Below are 15,695 nucleotides of genomic sequence, written 5' to 3'. Positions count from 1 at the left end.
AAATTAACATTTTGATAATAAAATTTAGGAAATAAAAAAAAGGTATAAAATGAAAAAATTTCTTCTATTGGCACTTCTTAGTGTATCAACTCTATTTGCTTCAAATATTGAAGTTAAAGATGCTTATGTAAGAGCAACACCTCCTGGTCTACCAAATTCAGCTGCATTTATGGTTGTAGAAAATAATACAGATAAAAAAATCTCTATTGTAAAAGCTACATCAAATGTTTCTAAAGTTGTTGAACTTCATACACATAGTATGAAAGATGGCGTTATGAAGATGTATCAAGTACCTAAAGTAGATATTCCTGCAAATGGTAAAACTGAACTTAAACCTGGTGGTTTTCACGTTATGCTTATTGGTTTACATAATCCTCTAAAAATAGGTGAGGAAGTAACATATACTTTAGAGTTTTCAAATGGCGAAACTAAAACGATAACAGCTCCTATTAAAACAGTAATGGGTGGAATGATGAAAAAACAGATGAAAAAAGGCATGAGCTGTGGTAGTGGGAAATGTGGAAGTAACTAGATGAAAGAAGAAAAAAAACCTAATAACATAAAAAGTGCAATATTTCAAATAGGAGTTGTACTTTTTGTTGTTGTAGGATATTTTTTGATAGACTTTTCTTCCCTTTACCAATCTTTTAAAGGTGAAGCAAAATTTATCACTCAATCTTCAACTTGTGATTTACATAAAAGTTCTTGCACTATAGAGATACAAGATGGCACAAAATTTGAACTTGATATAAATCCAAAATCAATTCCACTTATGCAATCAATAAAATTTTCAATCAAAAGCAATAAAACAGATTTACAAGAGTTGTATCTAAATATCTATACAACAAATATGCTTATGGGAGATTTTAATTTGCCAATTAAAAACCTTGGAAATGGAAACTATGAAGCAATAGGTACACTACCTACTTGTCCTGTTGGAAATATGAAATGGAATGCAGATATACGAATTGAAAAATTAGATAAAATTATTGGAGCTAGATTCCAATTTAAAACGGATAAATAATGAATACATTTTTTAAACTTGGTATTAGTTTTATAGTTGCTGTTGTTTTAATCACAATATTAAAACCATATGTAGATGATTATAATGAGCAAAAACAGTATGATTTTAAAGTAAACACAATAGATGGTGAGATCACAAAGAAAAGTTTCAAAGGAAAATACCTAGCAGTATATTTTGGGTATACCTTTTGTCCCGATGTATGCCCTACTTCTTTGAGTTCTTTGGCACATGCACTAAACAGTTTTCCTAAAGAAAAAACAAAAGATTTTGTTGGACTTTTTATAAGCGTAGACCCAGACAGAGATACACTTAAAAACTTAAAAGAGTATGCACAATATTTCCATCCAAACTTTGTAGGTGCTACTTCTACAAAAGAAAATATTGACGATATAACTTCTAGATATAGAAGTTATTACAGTAAAATAGAACTTGAAGGTTCTGCAATGGATTACTCTGTTGCCCATACATCATACATATACATCTTTGATAAAAATGGCAACTTAAAAGCAAAACTTGACCACTTTTCAGACCCAAGTAAAATAAAAACAACATTAGAAGAAATATTGAAATAGCAATTTTCTTCTATATTTGTTTTTTATTTTAGATATAATTTGCCTATGTCTAAATTATTAAACAATATATTATTTGAAAATGTAAACCATTCAAATGAAGATTTTACAAAACATTATCATGATACATATACTATTGGATTAACATATAAAGGTTTTTTAAAAGTATTCAATAAAAATGAAAGTTTTTATTCATATGAATACACAGTTCGAATAAATAATCCAGGAGAAGTACATGGTGGAAAATCAAAAGAGTGGTCCCATGCGAACTTTTACCCAACTATAGAAATTATCTCAAATTTATATGAACAAATATTTGGTGAAAAAAAAATACCCTACTTCCAAAGAAATATAATTGATAACAAAACTTTATTTATGAAAATACATAATTTCTTTGATGCCTATTTTAAAAGAGAAGATGAAATATTAGTTGAAGCACTTTTAATAGACGTACTTTCAAGTTTAATTTTAGATTCAACCTTATATACAAAAAATTATAAAGAGATTTTTGAAGATAAACAAATTGTAAAACAAACCTATGAATTAATAAATGACTCTATAGATACAAATTTTACCCTTGAGATGTTAGCAAATAATGTACATCTCAGTAAATATCATTTTCTAAGAATATTTAAAAAAGACTTTGGACTTACTCCCCATGCATTTATTGTAAATGAAAGACTTAACCGTGCAAATAATTTAATTAAAAGTGGCCTATCGATTAGTGAATCTAGTATTCAAGTTGGATTTAGTGATCAATCACATTTTTCACGTAACTTTAAAAAGTATTTTGGATACACACCTTCTGTGTTACAAAGAAATAGCAATATTATTCTATAAACTATTAGTTTATTTTTGTACAATTCTTCAAAAAACTAAAAAGATTTAAAATGACAGACCAAAACAAAAATATTTTTTATGTTCTTATGTTCTTAGCTATGGCTGGGTGGGGAGCTTCATGGGTTAGTGCAAAAGTATTAAGTGCATATATAAATGAATATGAAATGATTTTTTTTAGAAATACATTTACAATAATTACCCTACTTCCTATTTTGTTATATATGAAAAAAAGCTTTTATATAAACCTAAAAAGTTTTATCTTAGTTCTTCTAGCTTCTCTTGTGATGATAGCTTATATGAAGTGTTATTTTCTTGGGACAAAACTTGGAACTGCAAGTCTTGGTGGAGCCTTAGTTACGACAATGATTCCTATAAATACCTTTTTAATAATGGCTTTGTTTTATGGTAGAAAAATAGAGAAAAAAGATATTTTTGCTTTGATTCTTGGGGGAACTGGAGTTCTTACTATGCTAAATATTTGGTCTTTTTCACTAGAACAGATATTTTCACAAGAAAATATTTATTTTGTATTAGCCTCAGTTCTTTGGCCTATTCTTACAATAACAAGCTCAAAAGCTACAAAAATATCCCCTATGGTATTTACTTTATATATGTATGTTGTTACAACTATTCTTGTTATGCTATTTTTTGTTGATATTCCAAATATGAATTATAAAGCTTTTGATTGGGTATTTTGGCTTAATATTTTAAGCATTTCCGTAATTTCCACAACCTTTGCTACGACAATATACTTTGTGGGAATTGAAAAGCTTGGAACAAATGAGGTTAGTTCTTTTATATTTTTAGTTCCACTATTTGCTATTATTTTAAGTGTTATATTCTTAAAAGAGCACATCAGTTTATCTATAATAATTGGTACACTCTTAACATTAATTGCGGTAAAAATTCTAAATAACATAAGAATTTTTACCAAAAAAAAACAAACTTATCTTACATAAGATCCATTGTTAAAATCAATCGTTGTTCCATTAACATATTCTGGACAAGAAGTAGCTAACCAAACTATAACTTCAGCTGCCTCTTGGGGCTGGGCAAATCTACCACTTGGTACTGCTTTTTTAAACTCTTCTTTTCTCTCAGGAGAGTTATCTTTTTGCATATCAGTTTCAACAGGACTTGGAGCTATACAATTTACAGTTATATTATGACTTCCTAAAAGTTTTGCAAATATTTTTGTAGCATTTATAACACCAGCTTTTGCAATACCATACCAAATATCAGGATGACCTATTTGTCCAGCAATTGAAGCTGTATTTACTATTCTTCCATAGTTTCTTTTTTTCATACCCTCAGAAAATAGTGTTATAAGTTCTACTGGAGTATACAAGTCCACATTCATGATATGTTCTTTTGCATCAAGAGGATAGTTATCATATGTATATTTTGGTTGCATATATCCAGCATTATTTATTAAAGTATCTATTTCACCTACATCTTCAGCTAAATCTTTTAGTCCAGCTACATTTGATAAGTCATACTCTATACATTTGACTTTTAGATTATCTTTTAATTCAAAGTTTGAAAAATCTCTAGCGACAACAATCACTTCATAATCCAATTCTACAAATCTTTTAACAACAGCTAAACCAATACCTTTATTTCCACCAGTTACTAGCACTCTTTTTAGTTGTTCCATATTTTTTCCTTTACCTGTGTAATTAACTTTTTGTTAACTATTTAAAACTATTCGTTAATTCTTATTTCTTATAATGTAATTATTAAACAAGGATTTCAAATGAAAATAAAATTTTTACTAATATCAATTATTACAATTATTACTTTTGCCTCTTCATCATTTTTATTACAAGATAAAAAAATAGATGAAAAACTCTATTCAACCATAATCAATACATCTATAAATGACTTATCAGGAGTATTCAAGATTGATTCAAAGAGTATTATAAAAAAATTAAATGATAATAATATAAAAATTTTAAATAAAGAACAAACAATAATTCAAATTGCACTCTCAAATGCAAAAAATAGCAATGAGATAATAGACTTAATATTATCTCATTAAAGTTATTTAAAAAAACCTTTTAATATATTTCCTGCTTTATCACCAAGTTTTTTATCAATAGTATCTTGAATCTTTTCTTTAACTTTTTGTTTTGCTCCACTTTCTAAAAGCTTCTTAGTATCAACTTTAACACTTGGATTAGCTAAGTCTCCAGTTATTTTTGTATCAAACTTTATACCTTTTATTTGTGTTACTACTAATGCATCAATAATACTGTTTTTCGTATCTATTGTTGAGGGATTAACCTCTATTTGTGATAATTTACTTTTCATTTTTATTGTTGATTTTACTATATTTTTATTGATATTACTTTTTAAGTCAATATTTTCATAAACCTCTTTTGTAAGATCAAATCTTGCAAGACTACTAATAATAGTAGAATACTCATTTTTCTTAAACTGTCCATTTATTAAGCTTCCAGTTAAATCACCATTTTCTTTTGCAATATTATAATCAAGTCTTAACTTTGTCTTAGAGGTAAATATTTCTGGATAATAAAGCATATGTAAAACTTTTAATATCTCAATATTATCTATGTTTGCACTAAAATCATTGTTTAAAAGCTTAAATTTTAATTTTCCTTCTAAAATTTCCGAATATCCATTTACAAGTAAATCTTTATCTTTTTTAATATCACCTGCAACTCCAATATTTCCTCTCATTTTTGTTTGAGTTACATCAAAAAGTTTAGATAAATCATCTATTTTTAAAAAGTAATCACTTTTTATATTCATATTCTTTAAATTTATATCTGCTTTTTTTACAAAAAGATTTGCCATAGATGTATATACGTCAACTTTTGATAAAGCTTTAAAGGGTTCTAAATCTGTTTTAATAGTACCCTTAAAATTGAGTTTTTCATTGAGTTTAGTATTAAAATCTTTATTAACTAAACTATTTGTAACCAAACCATTTGTAATTTTAGTAAGAATTTTTCCATTTAGTTTTTCTAGTTTTGCATTGCTGATATTGGCATTGATATCAAGATTTCCCATGGCATATCTTGGTTTATCAATTAAATGTAGTATTTCATCTATTTTTGCATTTTTCATATTAAATAAAATATTTGCTGGCTCAAAATTTTCAAAGTCTATATCATAAGTTGCTTTACCTTTAAAAACATCACTGCTACCCTCAAGTTTTGCCAGTACACTATCACCTTTAAAGCTTCCATTTGTACTAAAGCTTCCATTTAGCTTCTGATTTGTAAACCTTTGTAGTTTTGATAAATCTTTAATATTAATATCAAACTTGATATCAATAGTTTTTGAAAATAAAGATAAATCTCCAATAATTTTTATATTTGAATTATCATCAATTGTTGAATCAAATTCAATCTCTTTAGTTGTTAATAAAAACTTATTTATCTTAAAGTTTATATCTTGCTCTTTATTTACTTTACTTTCAACTATAGAAGCCACGATAGTATTTCCTGTTGATGTAAATAGTAGAGCATAAACTGCACCAAGTAAAATAAGGATTAAAAATGTTAGTCCAAAAAAAAGTTTTTTCATAATTTAACCTCAAAATAAAATATATATAATTATACTATACAATATTTAAACTACAATCAAAAAAATTATTTATTTTATATAAAGAGTGACTTTAATAAAATTATTAAGTATATTTTGTTATATTTATATAAATTATATATTAGGATTTTGGATTTTGGATTCATTTAAAAATGTGCTTAAAAATATTGACTACTATAATAATATATTGGAAAATGATATTGATCCAGTTCTATTTATAGTCGAACAAAACTTTGTTGATTGTAATAAAGCAGCACTAAAAATACTTCAAATGAAAAATAAAAGTGAATTGTTTGATATTCATCCTTCTCAAATATCTCCAACATATCAACCAGATGGTCAACTTTCATGTGAAAAAGCAGACATTCTTATTTCACAATGTTATAAAAATGGTTTTGTAAGATTTGAATGGCTACATAAAGATTTAAAAGATAAAGAGTTTTGGGTTGAAGTAACACTAAAAAGACTAACTATTGAAAAAAAAGAAGTATTACTAGTCTCGTGGAGAGATATCTCACAAATAAAAGAAAAAGAACTCTATATTCAAAATAAAAATGTAGTATTAAAAAATGATTATGCACAAATAGAAAAATTAAATTATATGCTAAAAGATAGTGGTGATTTTGAGATAAAAGATACTCTTTTACTTTTAGAAGAGTATAAAAAAGCTATTGATGAAAGCTCTATTGTTTCAAAAACAGATACAAAAGGTATTATAACTTATGTAAATAATAAATTTTGTGAAATCTCAGGATATACAAAAGATGAATTAATAGGAGCAAATCACAATATTATAAGAGACCCAGAAAATACAAAAGAGTTTTTTAAAAATATGTGGGATACCTTAAAAAATAAAGATATATTTAAGGGGATTGTTTCAAATAAGCGAAAAGATGGAAGCATATATTATGTTGATTCTACTATTATTCCTATTTTAGATTTTGATGGAAATATAACAGAGTATATTGGTATTAGAAATGATATAACTTCTTTATATGAAAAAGATAAAATAATCACAAAACAGCTAACTGATGATTTAACAGGTTTACCAAATAGACAAAAACTAATTGAAGACTCCAAGACATTCCTATTTCCAAAACTAGCAATTGTCAACATAAATCACTTTAGAGATATAAATGATACATATGGAATAGAAGTTGGAGACCATATATTAAAAGAGTTTTCAAAAAAACTATTAAAACTAAATAATTTTAATATAAATGTTTATAGAATTAGTGGAGATATCTTTGGTATTTTGGCTTCAGGAAACTTTTCTATAGAGTCATTAAAAGAGCTCTCTTTAGAGTTCATAAATAATATAAAAACAAATCCAATAAGATATGATAATCACACACTAAATTTATTATTTTCAATTGGAATTTCAAGTGGTAGAGAGTGGTTACTTGTAGAGGCTGAAATGGCACTAATGCAAGCAAAAGAAAAAAATAAAGAACTTGTAGTAAACCTAGAACAAGATAGTAAAAGACTTTTAGCCCAAAAGATTGAACTAACAAAAAATATAAAAACTGCACTAAGTAACAATAAAATACTGCTTTATGGACAAAAAATTGTTAATAATAAAACAGGTGAAATAAAATACGAAACACTAATGAGACTTAAAACAGAAGATGGAAAAATATTATCTCCTTATTTCTTTTTAGAACATGCAAAAAAAGCAAGACTTTATCATGAAATGACAAGAGTGATGATTAAGCAGGCTTGTAATTATTTTAAAAATAAAGAAAATATGTTTTCAATAAATCTATCAATGCAAGATATTACAAATGATGAAACAATTCAATTCCTAGTTGATACAATACTACAAACTAACACAAATAATCAAATCATCTTAGAAATTGTAGAGTCTGAACAGATAAATCAATTTGAAAAAGTATCCTCATTTATCAAAAAAATGAAAGAAATCGGTGCAAAAATTGCAATTGATGACTTTGGTACAGGATATTCAAACTTTGAGTACATCATTAACTTAAATGTTGATATTTTAAAAATAGATGGTTCACTAATAAGAAACATACATAAAGACAAAAATATTTTTATTACAGTATCTACTATTGTAAATTTTGCTAAACAACTAGGCTTGGAAGTTGTTGCGGAATTTGTAGACTCAAAAGAAGTTTTAGAGACAATAAAATCGCTTGATATTGAATACTCACAAGGCTATTTTTTACATGAACCAGAACATTTAATTTAGTACTTTGTTACATAAGGTAATACACCAATAATATTAAGCATCCAAATAAAGAAATCTTAATCTAAAGAGATGTATAATACTACCCAACAAAGTGATAAGTAGGGAAATATTTGCATTTATGTAAATATTGCTATAGATTTATCTATGGTTACGCTATCCGAACGGACTTTGAAACAAAATATATTATAAGGAATCTAGAATGAAAAAAATCGTTCTTTTAATGCTAGCTATTGCTGGTGCTGCTTTCGCTGCTGATGGTGCAGTTGCAAATGAAACTTTAAAAGCTTACTCTGTAGTTGCTGCAGGTATTGGTCTTGGTCTTGCTGCACTTGGTGGTGCTATCGGTATGGGTAACACTGCTGCTGCAACAATCGCTGGTACTGCTAGAAACCCAGGTTTAGGTGGAAAATTAATGACAACAATGTTCATTGCTTTAGCGATGATCGAAGCACAAGTTATTTATGCACTTGTTATTGCTATGATTGCATTATATGCAAATCCATTCTTAGGGTAATCTTTAAATCTACAGATTTAATAGATAAAAAGGGTCAAGAGTTTTCTCTTGACCCTTTTTTTATGTCTTAAAATAAAAAGTTAAGATATAACTTATTTTTTAGAATAAATAGATATAATTCTAACTCTTTTTTGTGCAGATGTGGTGGAATGGTAGACACGCGGGCTTGAGGGGCTCGTGGCGAAAGTCGTGTGAGTTCAAATCTCATCATCTGCACCAAAACAAAACCCTTTAAACCCCATATATTAAGATATTTAAAAATATTTTAAAAACTTTATACTACTTTTATACTACTCAAATATATAAAATATAAATTATATATTAGTAATTAATTTATGTTTTATATATTTGAGTAGTAATAAGTATTTTGGAGTTTTGTAAAGATTTTTATAAAAATATTAATATATTTTTATTGAATAATCTTCAATGATTTCAAATTTAAATTGATTTTTTTCTAGTTCTTGAGTAAGTTTAATATATTCAACTATTATAACATAAGAGTTATATAGTGGTTTAATAATATTTTTTTCAATATCATAGTTATATATTTTATATTTAATTATTTTAATAAATCTTTTATTGTCAAACTTAAATACATATTTATTAAACATTATATAAATATAATTTCAATATAATAAATAAAAAATAAAGGACTCCAATGTTTAAATTATTTTCTATCTTTCTTATATTTTTATCACTGTCTCACGGGGAAGATAGTAAAAGATATTCTTGTAAAATGACTGCTCTTAATATGGTTCCAGTTACAGAACGACAAAAAGCAAGTTTTGGAGAGATATCAAATCCTATATTAATAATAAATAGTATAAAAGCAAAAATTGTTTGGGGAGAAAACTCAATTTCATATAAGTATAAAATGACTGATCCTCGAACAACATTTGAAATTTACTTAGACGATACAGGTGTTGAAAAATTAAATATTACAAGTTCAAGAGATACTGTAATTATGGCTTCAGGTCAAAATGTGGTTCATTATGATTGTAGGTAAGTTTAAAGGTATAATATTACAACCCCTATCATCCAAAAAAGATACTTGGAAACACTTTGATAAATCAAAAAATGATTTTCTTCCTTACTTTCAAAATCTATTTACACAAGAAATTGGAAATAATTTTTATGTTAATCATAATACTGAAATGTTTTCAGATTATCTACTAATACCTTATTTTGAACAAAAAATATTTGCTCTTTATTGGATACAAGCTGGAAAAAGTATTGAACACAATGAATATAAATGGGAATATATTTTAGATAAATCTAAAAGTCAGAATTTATTAAAATGTATTCATATAAAAGAAATAATTGATAATATTGAGTTTAACAACGATTCTATTCATAAAAAAGAAAACGGTTCTGTTCTATTATATTACATATGTGATAATTTATCAAAAGAAACGAGAGAGTACATAGAAAAACTTTATTTTTAACACCTTTTTATTTTTTTGAACATAAAGTTATCTTTATCAATAATATTCTTTTGAAGTTCATTATCATAAATCTTAAAATTGTAATTCTTATAATATTTAGATTTAACCGTTTTTGGTAGTTCATAGAATAATTTTATATAATAAATTTTTCCCAAAATCTTACTATTTTCTTTTTTTGTTATTCTATAAAATTCTCTATATTTTTTGTATTTGTTTGAATAATATATATTTCTTAACCCCTCAATAGACTTTATTGTCTTATCATATTCTTTAACTATTTTTTTCTCTATAAAAATATCTTTTATTTCTATAATTTTTGTAATAGTAAATCTATTATCTTTTTTTAAAACTATATTCTCTTTTATTTTTTCTATCTTTTGAGTATCTTTATCTTTTTTGATATATACCTTTCTTATATTTGTGTTTTCTGTATAAAATTGATAAAGATTATTATATTTACTTTTCCCTCGTTTTATTTCTTTTATAATCTCAATATTTAAGTCTTTATTTGAGTAATATAATTTTTTAAAGAACTCTGTATTTAATTCTAAATTTGACATTGAAAACATTCTTATTTTATGTAATTTTTTCCAACCATCAAGTTTTTTAAGTTCTTCACTTTTAAAGTTTTTTAATAAGTATTTTATAATATAAGAAGAACCTCGACGACTTGTCAATTTTCCAATTTTAACTTCTTCGTCATTTTCAATACATTTATCTATAACTACTTGTTTTAATTGATATTTTTCTATTATCTTGTTAAAAGTGTTTAATACACTATTATAAGTATCTTTGTTGATATATAATATTCGGTGTTTATGAACTTGTAAAGAACCGTGTCGTTCGTTTATTTGTATCATTTTCATATCTTTATTTTTTCTATTATTTTTTACATTTAAGTAAAAATTTCTAAATATTTTATTTAAAAAAATATAACCCTCATTTATTCCTTGTTCAATACTTATAAAATTAAAATTTTTGTTAAGTGTATATTTATTATTTATTTCAGAAAAAGGGTGGTATTCTGAGGGTAAAGTTAAAGTTATAAAAACTCGTATTAAATCATTTTTTTTAGATACTCTTTCTAATTCTTTTGTTTTTAAATAAACTAAATTTTTATAATTATTGAAATCTTGTTTTAAATCTTTTTTTAAAATTATATTTTTACCACTTCTTTTATCTTCTAAAATATATTTACTTAAAAAATCGTTTGTCTTTTGATAATTTCTATCACTCTTTTTAATATATTCAATATCAGTTAATTTTTTATATTGTTTAACTAAAAAATGATTTTTAATATTGTTATGAAATTTTAATTCTTTAAACATATATTTTAACTCCTTTTGTTGTTCTTTTTTTTGTTTACACTTTTTATATAGTTAGTCAAGAAAAAAACGACAAGTCGTTTTTTAGAGAAATTTAATATTGTTTTGAGAACACTTTTTCTCACACTCCCTACCGTCCGTGTAAGAAAAAATAACCATCAAAACAAAATATAAATCCCTCGTTTTTTTTGTTTGTTAAAACAATTTTAAAGATTTATTCTTGTTTTCTTTTTTGAAGTCTTCGACATTTTAGGGACAGTCAAAAACTCCGTTTTTTCCTTTTTGTCACATTTAATCAAGTTAAAACAATAAAATTTAATTTTTTATCAAAGATTTAAAGAATGTATTTTATTTTTTAGATTTTTGAGGTTTTAACATTAAAGATATTCTATAATAATTATAAAACCCATGAAAAATTGAAAATGTTGAAGTTTTTAATTGTATATCATTGATATTATTATTTAGAAATATTTCATTTTTATTAAAAAATAATTGTATTATCTCTCGTTTTTTATCTACATTTAACATATCTCGTTTTATTCCTCCAACTCTTTTAAAGAAATGATATTCTTTGTAATATTTGGAGAATAAAATTAAAATCAGAGGACTATAAATTGAATGTAATCCGATACTTCGATATTTTTGTTGATCTCTTATTTGTAATATTGTTAATAGATAAATAAATATTGTAATAATAAATCGTATAGTTATCTCTAAATATCCATAAAAATTTATTGTAAAATTTTTATAATTTATATAGTCAAAAAAATAAGGAATACTTAAACTATTTCCTTTTATATCACTTATATAACCGTTAAAAGTGGAGATTATAAAATTATCTGTATAGTGTAATAAGAAATATCTATTTAATATAAAAATATCTCCACTTACACGGTTTAAGACTTCAAAAATATCTAATTCAGTTTTTGAAAAAAATTGATAATCTATATACATTATAAAAGTTAAAATAAATTCAAAACTTATAAAAAACATAAGTAAAAAGTTTTTCTTTAATACTACACCATTGGACTGCAAAAAAGGGTTTATTTTACGAACTCTTACTGTTTTAGTTTGTTCCATTTTCTACCCCTTTTATTATTGAATTTAATTCATTATTTAACTCGTTTAAATCTTCTTTATTTTTTATTTTTGTTTTTAATATACTAATCTTTTTATATAACTCTTTTTTAGTCTCTTTTTCAATATCTTTTTTATATTTTAATTCTTTGTAAATCTCTACTCTTTTTGTTTCTAATTCATAAAAAGTTAAAACTTCATTTGTTTCATTGTTTTCAGTTGTTTTATTATCTTCTTTAATTGGTGTTTTAAAGAGGTTTAAGGGTTTATTATTTGTTTCTCGTGGTTTTGTTCGTTTCGCTTTGATTTTAGGTTTATTTATCTCTTTAATCTCTTCTTCTTTTTTTCCTAAGATTGAAAATTGTTTATATAAATAATATGTTAAAAATAGAATAATTAAAATGAAAAATATTAGTTTATAATTTATATTTGTGTTTATGTCTTTATTATCAATTTTTAAAGGTTCTTGAATGGTTTTTTCTTCTTCTTGTGGTTTTAGTTCTGTATTTATTTTTTTAGGTTTATTTTCAATATATTCAATTTTTACAATATCACTTTTTAAAATATCAAAAGTTAAATTATTATCAAAGTCGTTAATTTCTAATGTATCAGAGTTTTTCAAATCTTCAAGATTTTTATTTTTTTCTTCAAGTTCAACTCTTACATTTTTTATTTTATTATCACTTTTAAAATAAATTCTATATTGTTTTTTTATATTTTCACAATAAGAGAAATTAAAAGAAATTATTATCAATAACAATATTTTAATCATTGTTTAACTTCTTCATTTGATTATCTAAATAATATTTATATAAACCATTTTTTATAATTTTATTTATAAATGATTTTTGACTTATAAACTCTTTTTCACTCTCTTCTTTTATTTTATTGAATAAATCTATTTCAATCTCAAAATTTGTTTTTTTATATAATTTATTTTTTTTCTCGTTTGTTCTTAATTTATTTTGTTTAGTTAAATTTTTCATTTTTTACTCCTTTTTTAAATATTGAATACTTCTCTATAAATATATAATGAAATTATTATTTCTATAATCAATATATAAAACTGTATTCTTATAACAAAATCAAAAAAGTCATTGTCAAAAGTCATTAAATACCAAAATTTAATCATTTTATTAAACCTTTTAAATTCTTTCTACATTTCATTTTTCTATCAAAATCAAGTTCAACAAAATTTAAATTTTCAAAATCTCTATGATTATTTTTTATAAATATTTTAAGATTTTCAATTTCTGTTTTAAGTTCTGTTTCTCTTATTAATAAGATTTTATATTCTTCTTTTATTGTCATTTTTAACCCCTTTACAGTCTTATTTTTATTTATATGATAGATATTTATCACATAAGTAAAAATAAGGAGAATTTAACCCCTTATTTACCTTGAATTTTAATTTCTCCATCTTGTGAAAAATATACATTTGAACTATCTTTTGGAGTGAAAATTTTAATAGGTATCATTACCTTAATACCTTTTTTTAATTCTTCTAAACCTTGGTTTTCTGATAACTTTATATCTGTTAAGATAACTTTCCCATTTTCTGAAATTTCCATAAATTGTAATTTTTTAGTTATTACATCTTTTTTTGTTTCTTTATCTTTAAAACTTGTTTGAAATCGTCCTAAGATTTCCCCTTGAAAATATAATTTACTCATTTTTTTATCCTTTTAATTTTATTTTTTATAACTATAAATTTAGTTATATTATTTATTTTAAAAAATGAGTTTTGAAAGTCAAGAGAAAATGAAGAAATTTGTAAGGAAATTTTGAAATTTGTTTTTTACTCCCTAAAAAAGGGAGTTTTAGAAGTTTTTACTTAAATATATTATTCATTAATTTTACTACATCGTTATGAATTTCATTGTTTTCTATGTTTAAATATCTCATTGTTTGTTCTATTGAACTATGATTTAAAAACTTCATTACATTATAGACACTTGTTCCCTCTCGAACTAGATTAGTTCCAATACTTCGTCGTAATGTATGATAATTAACTACTTTATCTCTGTCGAAATTGTTTTTTTTATTTAATTCTTTATTAAATAATTCGTCCATTATAGAATAGACTTTTTTAGGTATATAGTAAAGTGGTTGTTTTTGTTCGATTTTATTTTCTTGATTATAAAAACTTTTTATTAAATATTCATTTGTTTTTCTATCATTTAAGATTTCATTTTTTAAATATTCAACACTTTCATCATTTAACATAATTTGAAATTGTTTTTCTGTTTTAAAATTATATAAACTTATAGTTTTATTATTTATGTCAATATCACTTTTTTTAATGTTTAAAACTGTATTACTTCGAGAACCAGTTAAAACACCCAAAAGAACAGACAAATATACATTTTTATTCTTATCATATTTTAGACATTCTTTTAATAATAATTTAATTTCTTCATTACTTAAAACTCTTTCTCTTCGTCTTTTATCGTCTTTAAAATTTATAAATTCAAAAGGACTTTTTATATTTATAATATCGTTTTGAATTGAAAATGAGAAAATCGTTTTTATAATACTAATAATTATAGATTTTGATTTTTGAGATAAATTTAAAGATAAATTATTTTCTATATAATTATTTATTGTATTCTTTGTAATTTTATTAACACTTATACTTGATAATTCTGTATTTTTAGTATGTCTTTCAAATCTTCTTTTTTCTCGTATAATACTATATAACTTTTTTTTAACTAATACATTTTCTTTAAATTCTTCGTCGTTTAAATGATTATATCTTTCTTTTAACATTCTTACTTTTTTGTTATATCTATAATCAAAATAAAGTGTTCCTAATTTTGATAAATTATAATAGTTTTTATATTTTATTTCTTCTACGACTTCACTTGAATTAAAATTTTTCAAATCTTTTTTAATTTCTTCACTTTGAATAATACATTGTCTTAAATGTTTCTCTAAATGTTTCTCTTTACTAAATAATTTTTTTCTTTTTGATTTTTGTGTCAGAGGTTCTTTATAGTTAAAATAATATGTAATAGAGTTTTTATTTTGAACATAGTAAATACTTTTTTGAGAAGTTTTTATCAATTTCATAAAATTCCTTTTTTGTATATTAAGAATTATACGATATCTTTTTT

Annotated in this window: 20 protein-coding genes and 1 tRNA gene; 11 read left to right on the top strand and 10 right to left on the bottom strand. The window is 23.7% G+C overall.

Features of this window, described 5'->3' with window-relative positions; translation table 11 throughout:
* Nucleotides 1–49: 49 nt before the first annotated feature.
* Genes ACNI28_RS10390 through ACNI28_RS10370 form a run of 5 tightly spaced genes read left to right on the top strand, consistent with a single transcriptional unit; the run spans nucleotide 50 to nucleotide 3,392 of the window.
* The gene (locus ACNI28_RS10390) at nucleotides 50–532 is read left to right on the top strand and encodes a copper chaperone PCu(A)C (RefSeq protein WP_419764180.1); all 483 of its coding nucleotides are present in this window, start codon (nucleotides 50–52) and stop codon (nucleotides 530–532) included.
* The gene (locus ACNI28_RS10385; protein ID WP_419764179.1) at nucleotides 533–1,024 is read left to right on the top strand and encodes a hypothetical protein; all 492 of its coding nucleotides are present in this window, start codon (nucleotides 533–535) and stop codon (nucleotides 1,022–1,024) included.
* The gene (locus tag ACNI28_RS10380) at nucleotides 1,024–1,596 is read left to right on the top strand and encodes an SCO family protein (protein ID WP_419764178.1); all 573 of its coding nucleotides are present in this window, start codon (nucleotides 1,024–1,026) and stop codon (nucleotides 1,594–1,596) included. Before ACNI28_RS10385 ends, ACNI28_RS10380 begins: the two co-directional genes overlap by 1 nt.
* Nucleotides 1,597–1,641: 45 nt before the next feature.
* Complete coding sequence (locus tag ACNI28_RS10375) at nucleotides 1,642–2,433, top strand: AraC family transcriptional regulator (RefSeq protein ID WP_419764177.1); 792 nt, start codon at nucleotides 1,642–1,644, stop codon at nucleotides 2,431–2,433.
* Between the two features lie 50 nt (nucleotides 2,434–2,483).
* Nucleotides 2,484–3,392, top strand: coding sequence for a DMT family transporter (locus tag ACNI28_RS10370; protein WP_419764176.1), 909 nt, complete (start codon nucleotides 2,484–2,486; stop codon nucleotides 3,390–3,392).
* On the opposite strand, the gene ACNI28_RS10365 is transcribed toward ACNI28_RS10370, so the two are convergent.
* Nucleotides 3,380–4,090: an SDR family NAD(P)-dependent oxidoreductase gene (locus ACNI28_RS10365; RefSeq protein ID WP_419764175.1), complete on the bottom strand. Its 711-nt coding sequence runs from the start codon at nucleotides 4,088–4,090 to the stop codon at nucleotides 3,380–3,382. The genes ACNI28_RS10370 and ACNI28_RS10365 overlap by 13 nt on opposite strands.
* Nucleotides 4,091–4,189: 99 nt before the next feature.
* Here ACNI28_RS10365 and ACNI28_RS10360 point away from each other — a divergent pair, with 99 nt between their 5' ends.
* On the top strand, nucleotides 4,190–4,474 hold the full coding sequence (locus ACNI28_RS10360; RefSeq protein WP_419764174.1) for a hypothetical protein: 285 nt from the start codon (nucleotides 4,190–4,192) through the stop codon (nucleotides 4,472–4,474).
* Between the two features lie 2 nt (nucleotides 4,475–4,476).
* Here ACNI28_RS10360 and ACNI28_RS10355 read toward each other — a convergent pair whose 3' ends face one another.
* Nucleotides 4,477–5,988 carry a hypothetical protein gene (locus ACNI28_RS10355; RefSeq protein ID WP_419764173.1) on the bottom strand — a complete coding sequence of 504 codons (1,512 nt, stop codon included), beginning with the start codon at nucleotides 5,986–5,988 and terminating at the stop codon, nucleotides 4,477–4,479.
* 154 nt (nucleotides 5,989–6,142) lie between these two features.
* Here ACNI28_RS10355 and ACNI28_RS10350 point away from each other — a divergent pair, with 154 nt between their 5' ends.
* The 3 genes from ACNI28_RS10350 to ACNI28_RS10340 all read left to right on the top strand — a co-directional run bounded on the left by ACNI28_RS10350 (nucleotide 6,143) and on the right by ACNI28_RS10340 (nucleotide 8,951).
* The gene (locus ACNI28_RS10350) at nucleotides 6,143–8,218 is read left to right on the top strand and encodes a bifunctional diguanylate cyclase/phosphodiesterase (RefSeq protein ID WP_419764172.1); all 2,076 of its coding nucleotides are present in this window, start codon (nucleotides 6,143–6,145) and stop codon (nucleotides 8,216–8,218) included.
* Nucleotides 8,219–8,417: 199 nt separating this feature from the next.
* Nucleotides 8,418–8,732, top strand: coding sequence for a F0F1 ATP synthase subunit C (locus ACNI28_RS10345; protein ID WP_079579822.1), 315 nt, complete (start codon nucleotides 8,418–8,420; stop codon nucleotides 8,730–8,732).
* Between the two features lie 135 nt (nucleotides 8,733–8,867).
* A tRNA-Leu gene (locus ACNI28_RS10340) sits at nucleotides 8,868–8,951 on the top strand.
* 179 nt (nucleotides 8,952–9,130) lie between these two features.
* Here ACNI28_RS10340 and ACNI28_RS10335 read toward each other — a convergent pair.
* On the bottom strand, nucleotides 9,131–9,343 hold the full coding sequence (locus ACNI28_RS10335; protein WP_419764171.1) for a hypothetical protein: 213 nt from the start codon (nucleotides 9,341–9,343) through the stop codon (nucleotides 9,131–9,133).
* A 47-nt stretch (nucleotides 9,344–9,390) separates the two neighbouring features.
* Here ACNI28_RS10335 and ACNI28_RS10330 point away from each other — a divergent pair, with 47 nt between their 5' ends.
* Nucleotides 9,391–9,738, top strand: coding sequence for a hypothetical protein (locus tag ACNI28_RS10330; protein ID WP_419764170.1), 348 nt, complete (start codon nucleotides 9,391–9,393; stop codon nucleotides 9,736–9,738).
* Nucleotides 9,725–10,177, top strand: a complete 453-nt coding sequence (locus ACNI28_RS10325; protein ID WP_419764169.1) for a hypothetical protein — start codon at nucleotides 9,725–9,727, stop codon at nucleotides 10,175–10,177. The genes ACNI28_RS10330 and ACNI28_RS10325 overlap by 14 nt, the downstream gene beginning before the upstream one ends.
* Here ACNI28_RS10325 and ACNI28_RS10320 read toward each other — a convergent pair.
* The 7 genes from ACNI28_RS10320 to ACNI28_RS10290 form a co-directional block, all read right to left on the bottom strand.
* Nucleotides 10,174–11,505 carry a replication endonuclease gene (locus ACNI28_RS10320; protein ID WP_419764168.1) on the bottom strand — a complete coding sequence of 444 codons (1,332 nt, stop codon included), beginning with the start codon at nucleotides 11,503–11,505 and terminating at the stop codon, nucleotides 10,174–10,176. The genes ACNI28_RS10325 and ACNI28_RS10320 overlap by 4 nt on opposite strands.
* 345 nt (nucleotides 11,506–11,850) lie before the next feature.
* Nucleotides 11,851–12,582 carry a hypothetical protein gene (locus tag ACNI28_RS10315; protein ID WP_419764167.1) on the bottom strand — a complete coding sequence of 244 codons (732 nt, stop codon included), beginning with the start codon at nucleotides 12,580–12,582 and terminating at the stop codon, nucleotides 11,851–11,853.
* On the bottom strand, nucleotides 12,569–13,351 hold the full coding sequence (locus ACNI28_RS10310) for a hypothetical protein (protein ID WP_419764166.1): 783 nt from the start codon (nucleotides 13,349–13,351) through the stop codon (nucleotides 12,569–12,571). Before ACNI28_RS10310 ends, ACNI28_RS10315 begins: the two co-directional genes overlap by 14 nt.
* The gene (locus ACNI28_RS10305) at nucleotides 13,344–13,565 is read right to left on the bottom strand and encodes a hypothetical protein (protein ID WP_419764165.1); all 222 of its coding nucleotides are present in this window, start codon (nucleotides 13,563–13,565) and stop codon (nucleotides 13,344–13,346) included. Before ACNI28_RS10305 ends, ACNI28_RS10310 begins: the two co-directional genes overlap by 8 nt.
* 142 nt (nucleotides 13,566–13,707) lie before the next feature.
* Nucleotides 13,708–13,890 (bottom strand): hypothetical protein, encoded by a 183-nt coding sequence (locus tag ACNI28_RS10300; protein WP_419764164.1) that lies wholly within the window; start codon nucleotides 13,888–13,890, stop codon nucleotides 13,708–13,710.
* An 80-nt stretch (nucleotides 13,891–13,970) separates the two neighbouring features.
* Nucleotides 13,971–14,252, bottom strand: a complete 282-nt coding sequence (locus ACNI28_RS10295) for a hypothetical protein (protein ID WP_419764163.1) — start codon at nucleotides 14,250–14,252, stop codon at nucleotides 13,971–13,973.
* Between the two features lie 157 nt (nucleotides 14,253–14,409).
* The gene (locus ACNI28_RS10290; RefSeq protein WP_419764162.1) at nucleotides 14,410–15,651 is read right to left on the bottom strand and encodes a tyrosine-type recombinase/integrase; all 1,242 of its coding nucleotides are present in this window, start codon (nucleotides 15,649–15,651) and stop codon (nucleotides 14,410–14,412) included.
* Nucleotides 15,652–15,695 lie beyond the last annotated feature (44 nt).

This window comes from Arcobacter denitrificans (SeqCode) (assembly GCF_048571185.1).
In the GTDB taxonomy this organism is placed as follows: Bacteria; Campylobacterota; Campylobacteria; order Campylobacterales; family Arcobacteraceae; genus Arcobacter; species Arcobacter denitrificans.
The sequence above is the reverse complement of the archived record's forward strand: the minus strand, read 5'-3'. Positions and strand labels throughout refer to the sequence as shown.